The sequence below is a fragment of the Mycobacterium sp. TH-M25 genome, assembly GCF_057473665.1.
On sequence record NZ_JBYCLA010000369.1, the window covers coordinates 1 to 7,622 of the forward strand.

At 69.5% G+C, this 7,622-nt stretch carries 6 protein-coding genes and 1 pseudogene; all 7 read right to left on the bottom strand.

Annotated features, from left to right (window positions below; translation table 11 throughout):
- A partial coding sequence (locus tag AC2VOU_RS12400) for a cell division protein FtsZ (RefSeq protein ID WP_486957649.1) occupies positions 1 to 488 on the bottom strand: 488 nt, incomplete at its 3' end.
- 205 nt (positions 489 to 693) lie between these two features.
- Positions 694 to 1,632, bottom strand: coding sequence for a cell division protein FtsQ/DivIB (locus tag AC2VOU_RS12405; RefSeq protein WP_486957650.1), 939 nt, complete (start codon positions 1,630 to 1,632; stop codon positions 694 to 696).
- Complete coding sequence (gene murC / locus AC2VOU_RS12410) at positions 1,629 to 3,074, bottom strand: UDP-N-acetylmuramate--L-alanine ligase (protein WP_486957651.1); 1,446 nt, start codon at positions 3,072 to 3,074, stop codon at positions 1,629 to 1,631. The genes AC2VOU_RS12405 and murC overlap by 4 nt, the downstream gene beginning before the upstream one ends.
- Positions 3,071 to 4,321, bottom strand: coding sequence for an undecaprenyldiphospho-muramoylpentapeptide beta-N-acetylglucosaminyltransferase (murG, locus tag AC2VOU_RS12415; RefSeq protein ID WP_486957654.1), 1,251 nt, complete (start codon positions 4,319 to 4,321; stop codon positions 3,071 to 3,073). Before murG ends, murC begins: the two co-directional genes overlap by 4 nt.
- Positions 4,297 to 5,859 (bottom strand): putative lipid II flippase FtsW, encoded by a 1,563-nt coding sequence (gene ftsW / locus AC2VOU_RS12420; protein WP_486957652.1) that lies wholly within the window; start codon positions 5,857 to 5,859, stop codon positions 4,297 to 4,299. Before ftsW ends, murG begins: the two co-directional genes overlap by 25 nt.
- Positions 5,860 to 5,865: 6 nt before the next feature.
- Positions 5,866 to 7,350 carry a UDP-N-acetylmuramoyl-L-alanine--D-glutamate ligase gene (murD, locus tag AC2VOU_RS12425; protein ID WP_486957653.1) on the bottom strand — a complete coding sequence of 495 codons (1,485 nt, stop codon included), beginning with the start codon at positions 7,348 to 7,350 and terminating at the stop codon, positions 5,866 to 5,868.
- A 2-nt stretch (positions 7,351 to 7,352) separates the two neighbouring features.
- Positions 7,353 to 7,622: pseudogene (locus AC2VOU_RS12430) on the bottom strand (phospho-N-acetylmuramoyl-pentapeptide-transferase); the annotation flags it as partial.

Below are 7,622 nucleotides of genomic sequence, written 5' to 3' on the forward strand. Positions count from 1 at the left end.
TTGGGGATGACGATCAGCGTGTCGCAGCTTTCGCGCAGCGACGCGATGCCGTTCTCGGCCTGGGTGCTACGGCGCTTGCCCTCGAAGGAGAACGGCCGGGTGACCACACCGACGGTCAGCGCGCCCAGCTTGCGGGCGATGCTGGCCACCACAGGTGCGCCACCGGTGCCCGTTCCACCGCCTTCGCCTGCGGTGACGAAGACCATGTCGGCCCCGCGGAGCAGTTCCTCGATCTCGTCCTTGGCGTCGTCGGCGGCTTTTCGGCCTACCTCGGGGTCGGCACCGGCACCCAGCCCACGGGTGGAGTCACGACCGACGTCGAGCTTGACGTCGGCATCGCTCATCAACAGCGCCTGGGCGTCGGTGTTGATGGCAATGAACTCCACGCCTTTGAGCCCTTGCTCGATCATGCGGTTGACGGCGTTCACGCCGCCGCCGCCTATCCCCACGACTTTGATGACGGCCAAGTAGTTGTGCGGCGGGGTCATCATGTTGTCTTCCTCCCTGGTGGGACTGCTTGAAGCGAACCGGTGACAAACCTCAACCTCTAGTAAAGGGTTAGAGTTATGTCAGGTTGATTCGCGCAAACAGAACGGTATTGCCGTCGAGGGCGGGATCGATGCAGGCGCGCCGAAGAGCGGCGGGCGAATTTCAGCCGATTTCGTGCCGGCGGCATCGCACCGACCCGGGTGTTCATTTGATGGTCGGCAGATCCGGGCTGGATACGTCGTAGGTCCGCCCGGGGCGAGTCAGCAGAGCCGCCAACTTCTGCGCCTTTTCCTCGGTCCGGTCATTCGTCCCCCAGATCACCGTGCGCCCGTCGCTCAGTGTCAGCGTGATCGACGCGACCGAGGGTGCCGCGATCCGGCTCACCTGCGCGACCACTTCGGGCCGTAACGCTGTCAGCACCGCGAGCGCGGCCTTGGTCGGCGGGTCGGCTGGTCCGGGATTGTCGACGTCGAGGTAGGGCAGCGCGGCTGGCGGCGGCGCGGTCGCGAAGTCGACGCCGTCCCGGTCGAACAGGTGCGGACCGTCGGCCAAGTCTTTGACCGCCACCGGAATCCGCTCGACGATGGCGATCCTGAGTGCCGACGGGTAGTCGCGTTGCACGTGCGCGCTGGCCACCCGGCGAATCGCGGCGACCCGGTCGGCAACACTGTCGGTGTTGATCTGCAGCAGCGGCGTTCCCAGCGTGACGTGCGCCGCGTCGAGCACCTCGTCGCGGGTGACGGCTCCGAGGCCGTCGACGATGATGCCGCGGGCCGACATCAAGGGGGTGAAGTAGAGGATCAGACCCACCCCGGTGATCGCGACGCCGAGCAGCAGCGACGCCAAAAACACCCGCAGTCCCCGAACGGTGCCGCGGGCAACGGGTTTGGGGCCTGCCGGGCCGCGACCACGCGCCGCACGTTTGGCCTCGCGACGGGCCTGTTCGATGGCCATGGCGCGGGCTTGAGCCTCTCGTCGTTCGGCGCGCTCACGGCGCTCCCGCCGTCGCGGACCCTCGACCGGTTCGTCAGGCTTATCCGGTTCTGCAGCGGCACCGGCGATCTCACCAGCGTTCTCGATGCGCTCGGCTGCGGTGACTTCGTCGACCGGGCCGTCGGGAATCGCACCACCGGACTCGGTCACCGCGATGCCTCCGGCCTGCTGCGGTTGGCCCGCATCCGCAGCGCGGTGATGATTTCCGGCGCGAGCATCGTGACGTCACCCGCTCCCATGGTGACCACAACGTCGCCGGGGCCGGCGGCGGCGGCCACCGCCTCAGCGACTGCGGACATGTCGGGCAGGTACTGCACCGGGACGCCGACATACTCGGCGACGGTCGCCCCGCTCACACCGGCGATGGGTTGTTCGCGGGCGCCGTAGACGTCGAGCACGAACACGCGGTCGGCATCGTCGAGCGCAGCCCCGAATTCAGCGGCGAAAGCCTTTGTCCGTGAATACAAGTGCGGCTGGAACACCACCAGCGAGCGCCCGGTACCGGCCTGCTCCAAAAGTATCCGTACCGCGCCCAGCGTGGCGCGGACCTCCGTCGGGTGGTGCGCGTAGTCATCGAAAACCTTTACCGCAAAGGCAGTTCCGATCAAGTCGAACCGTCGGCGCACGCCCTCGAACCCCCCCAACCCGTCCAGCACGCATTCGGCCGACGCGCCGATTTCGACGGCGGCCAGTAGTGCGCCCAGCGCGTTGAGCGCCATATGCCGGCCCGGCACCGACAGTCGCATCACCCTCGGATGGGTGTCGGCCTCGAGCTGGACGTGCGCGACAGCCTCGGTGCCCTGCTGTTCCCAGGACAACAACGTCCCGGCCAATCCGTCGCCGGACGAGCCGTAGCGCAGCACTCTGATCCCAAGCGCGGCAACGCGTTCTGCCAGCGCAGCCGCCCCTGGGTCGTCGACGCACACGACCAGCACCCCGCCCGGCGCGATGCGCTCCGCGAAGCAGTCGAACACCTCGACATAGGCTTCGGGACTACCGAAGAAATCCAGGTGATCGGCCTCGATATTGGTGACCACCGCGACATTCGGGGTGTATTCGAGCAGCGATCCGTCGCTCTCGTCGGCCTCGGCAACAAAGCAGTCGCCGCTGCCGTGATGGGCGTTGGTGCCCGCCTCACCCAACTCACCGCCGACGGCGAAGGACGGGTCCCGGCCGCAATGCTGAAGCGCCACAATCAACATCGACGTGGTGGTCGTCTTGCCGTGGGTCCCGGTCACCATCAGCGTGGTGCGCCCGGTCATCAGCTTGGCCAGCACGGCCGGTCGCAGCACCACCGGAATGCCGCGACGGCGGGCCTCGACAAGCTCGGGGTTGGTCTTGGGGATCGCGGCGTGGGTGGTGATCACCGCGGTCGGTCCGCCGGGTAGCAAATCCAGCGACGACGCGTCGTGGCCGATGCGGATCTGTGCGCCGCGCGCCCGCAGCGCACGTACGCCCCGCGACTCCTTGGCATCTGACCCCGAGACCTGTCCACCGCGGTCGAGCAGGATGCGGGCGATTCCCGACATGCCCGCTCCCCCGATGCCGACCATGTGCACGCGCCGCAACTCCGGCGGCAGCGGCTGCATCATCGGCGCACTCTCCACGTCCGCGCATCCCGCGCTGCGCGCGCGATGTCCAGCGCACTCCGCCTGGTTTTCGCGCGCTTCCCATCCCGCGCTGCGCGCGCGATGTCCAGCGCGACGCGGGCCACCCGTCGCGCCGCGTCCGGATGCCCGACCAACGCCGCGGCCGTCGTCATCGCCGCCAGCCGCGACTCGTCGGTGAGCAGCCTGGCCACCTGGTCGGCAACGAATTGCGGCGTCAGATCGGCATCGGCGATCAGCATGCCGCCGCCGGCGTTGACCACCGGTAGCGCGTTGAGCCGCTGCTCGCCGTTGCCGATCGGCAGCGGGACATAGATCGCCGGCAAACCGACGGCGGTCACCTCGGCGACCGTCATCGCGCCAGACCGACAGATCGCCACGTCGGCGGCGGCGTAGGCGAGGTCCATCCGGCTCAGGTAGGGCACCGCAACGTACGGCGGGTCCCCGGGCTGCGGCTCGCGCAGGTCGAGGGTGTTCTTGGCGCCGTGGGCGTGCAGCACCGCCACCCCTGCGGCCGCCAGGTCACCGGCCGCCCCGGCGACCGCACGGTTAATCGAGGCGGCGCCCTGCGAGCCGCCGAACACAAGCAGCACCCGGGCGTCGGCGTCGAAGCCGAAATACGCACGCGCCGATGGCCGCAGCGCGGCGCGGTCCAGCGACGTGATCGTCTCGCGAACCGGGACGCCGACCACCTCGGCGTTCCGAAGGCCCGGATCGGGCACCGCCGAGAGCACCCGCTGCGCGCTGCGGGCGCCGACCCGGTTGGCCAGCCCGGCGCTGGCGTTGGCCTCGTGGATCACCACCGGCACCCGTCGGCTACGCCGGGCCGCCAGGTAGGCGGGCAGCGACACGTAGCCGCCGAACCCGACCACCACGTCGGCGTCGACCTTGTCCAGCACGGCTCGGGCCTGCCGGACCGCACGCAGCACCCGCGCCGGCAGCCGGGCCAGATCACCGGTGGGCTTGCGGGGTAGCGGCACCGGGGTGATCAGCTCCAGCTGATAGCCACGCTCGGGCACCAGCCTGGTCTCCAACCCGCGCGCGGTGCCCAGCGCAGTGATGCGGACGTCCGGGTCCAGGCTGACCAGGGCGTCAGCGACGGCCATGGCCGGCTCGACGTGGCCGGCTGTACCGCCGCCCGCGAGCACAACCGACAACGACGAAGGCCCGGCTGGCCCTGTGGCCGATGGCCCCGTGACCGAGTCGTTCACCCGTGGCGCTGACCTTCCAATGTCCGACGGCCCTGCGCATGACGCTGGCCGGTGTGCCGCTGTCCGCCTACATGATGCCCTGCCCTGGCCCCGCGCCTGTCCGCAGCGGGCGGCCCGGCCTTGCGGACGGCACGTGCCGGTGGCGGCTTGCGTGGCGGCTTGGCCGGCTGAGGCTTGCTGCGCAGCCGGTCGCGCAATGCCTCGACCCGGGTCGGCGAATAGGGCGCCGGCAACGGCAGCCGCAGGATCCGGGTCATCCGGTCGTCGCTGCCGGCGCGCAGCGCGGCAACCGCCTCGGGCTCGTGACGTGCCGCGTTTGCCATCATGCCGATCATCAAAAGTGTTGTAGCCGTTGATGTTCCACCAGCCGAGATCAACGGCAACTGGATACCGGTGACCGGCAGCAGTCCGATGACGTAGCCCACGTTGATGAACGACTGACCGAGCACCCACAGGGTGGTGGTCGCGGTCAGTAGCCGCAGGAACGGGTCAGCGGAGCGGCGCGCGATCCGCATGCCGGTGTAGGCGAACAGCCCGAACAGGCCGAGCAGGCCGAGCGCGCCGACCAGCCCGAGTTCCTCGCCGATGATCGCGAAGATGAAGTCGTTATGGGCATTGGGCAGGTAGTTCCACTTGGCGGTGCCCTGACCTAGACCGTCGCCGAAAATACCGCCGTTGGCCAGCGCGTACCTGGCCTGCCTGGCCTGGTAGCCCGAGTCCTGGGGATCCTGACCGGGGTCCAGCCAGGACCGGACCCGGTCGGAGCGGTAGCCCGCCGACATTGCAAGGATCGCACCCGATGCGACGGCGGCGAACAGCGAGCTGAGGAACACCCGCAGCGGCAGACCGGCGTACCACAACAGACCGAGCAGGATGATGCTCATCGACACCGTCTGGCCGAGGTCGGGCTGGGCGAGGATGAGGGCCAATGCGATAACCGCAGCGGGCACCAGCGGAATCAGCATCTCGCGCAGCGAGGCCCGCTCCATACGCCGCGCCGCCAGCAGGTGCGCACCCCAGATCGCGAAGGCGATCTTGGTCAGCTCCGAGGGCTGCATGGAGAACCCGGCGATCACGAACCATCCGCGGGAACCGTTGGCTTCCTTACCAATTCCCGGTATCAGCACCAGCACGAGCATGATGACGGTCGTGGCAAAACCGGTGAACGCCATCCGCCGCATGAACCGGACAGGCAACCGTAAGGCCAGATAACACGCGAACAGCCCGACGATCGTCCAGAGCACCTGACGGCCGAAGATCGTCCAGGCCGATCCGTCGTCGTCGTAGGACCGCACCCCGGACGCCGACAGCACCATGATCAGGCCCAGCGTGGTGAGCAGGGCCGCGACCGCAATGATCAGGTGAAACGACGTCATGGGCCGGTCGAGCCAGGCCCCGAACCGCGTCCGCGGGTCGCCGGTGGCCGTAGCGGCAGCCTTGGTGACCTTGGTGACCTTGGTGGCGTTGGCCTTCGGGCCGTCGTCGTCGGCGGCCTTGTCCGACGCCGGCCGGCCGTCCTTGGTTCCCCGGCGCAGCAGCCGGGTCAACGAGTTCGTCACCCGTGACTACCGGCGCACGGCGCGGGCGGCGGCCGCAAACGCGTCACCGCGGTCCGCATAGCCGGTGAACTGGTCAAATGACGCACCGGCCGGTGCCAGTAGGACGGTGTCGCCGGGACGGGCGAGGTCTCGGGCGGCGGCGACGGCGGCGTTCATGACGCGAGTGCCGACCGTCTCGTCCGACACTGGAACCACATGTGTCACATAAGTAACAGGAGACTCAGCAGTCGCATGCATATCAACATCCTCGCGTGCCACGACCTGTACGACGGGCACATCCGGCGCGTGTCGCGATAACGCCTCGGCAACCACCGCCCGGTCACGGCCGATCAACACCGCGCCGACCAGCCGCGACGCGGCTTTTGCCACGGTCTCGTGCAGCGATGCGCCCTTGAGCAGGCCGCCGGCGATCCACACCACTCCGGGGTAGGCCAGCAGCGACGCCTCGGCGGCATGCGGGTTGGTGGCCTTGGAGTCGTCGACGTAGCTGATTTCGTCGATGACCGCGACGAGCTCGGCGCGGTGCCGGCCGACCCTAAACGACGACAGCGCCGCGACGATCGCCTCGGCAGGCACCCCGATGCTGCGGGCCAGCGCGGCGGCGGCCAGCGCGTCGAGCACCCCGACCGGGCCCGCCACCGCAATGGCAGACGCCGGAGCCAGGACCAGACCGCCGGAACCATCGGCGAAGGCGTGGTCGACCAACAGGCCGTCGCGCACACCGAGTTCGCCGACGGCGGGTTCGCCGAGCCGGAAGCCGACTCGCACCGGCGCCGGGGCCGCCGCCAGCAGGGCCGCCGCCCGCGCATCGTCGAGCCCGACCACCGCCACCCTGCCCCGCAGCACGCCCGCCTTGGCGGCGGCGTAGTCGGCGAGGGTGCCGTGCCAGTCGAGGTGGTCTTCGGCGATGTTGAGCACCACCCCGGCCTCGGGCCGGATCGACGGCGCCCAGTGCAGTTGGAAGCTGGACAGCTCGACGGCCAGCACGTCGGCAGGGCCGTGCGGTCCGCCGGACAAGGCACTGAGCACGGGGTTGCCGATGTTGCCGCACAACCGGCTGTTGAGCCCGGCGGCGACGAGCATCGCGTGCAGCATCGACGTGGTGGTGGTTTTGCCGTTGGTGCCAGTGACCGTCAGCCAGCGGCGCGGCGGGCCATAGTGGCCGGCCTGGTCGAGCCGCCAGGCCAGCTCGACGTCGCCCCAGATCGGGACGCCGGCCGCCGCGGCCGCCGCGGGAACCGGGGCGGCCGGCGCGAAACCCGGGCTGACCACCACCAGCGCGTAGTCGGCGATATGCGCGGCTGCGGTCGAGGAGTCGACGGTAGGCGTTCCGGCATCGGCGAATTGCGCACGAGTGGTCGCCGAATCGTCACACAGCGTCGCCGTCGCGCCCAGCCCGGCGAGCGCCGTCAACACCGCACGACCGGTCACGCCACCCCCCGCGACCAGCACCGGCGCTCCGGCCGACAACGGCTCGAGCGCTGCAGTCATGTTCAGCCGCCGCCGGTGGAGGCCAGCCACTCGCTGTAGAACAGCGCGACGCCCAGGCCGCAGCTGATCGCGGTGAGCAACCAGAACCGGATGATCACCGTGGTTTCGGCCCAGCCCGCCAGCTCGAAGTGGTGATGGAAGGGTGCCATCCGGAACACCCGGCGCCCGGTGGTGCGGAAAGCCAGTATCTGCACCACGACGGAGACGATCTCGGCGACGAACAGCGAGCCGAGCACCACCGCGAGGATCTCGGTGCGGCTGGTCACCGAGAT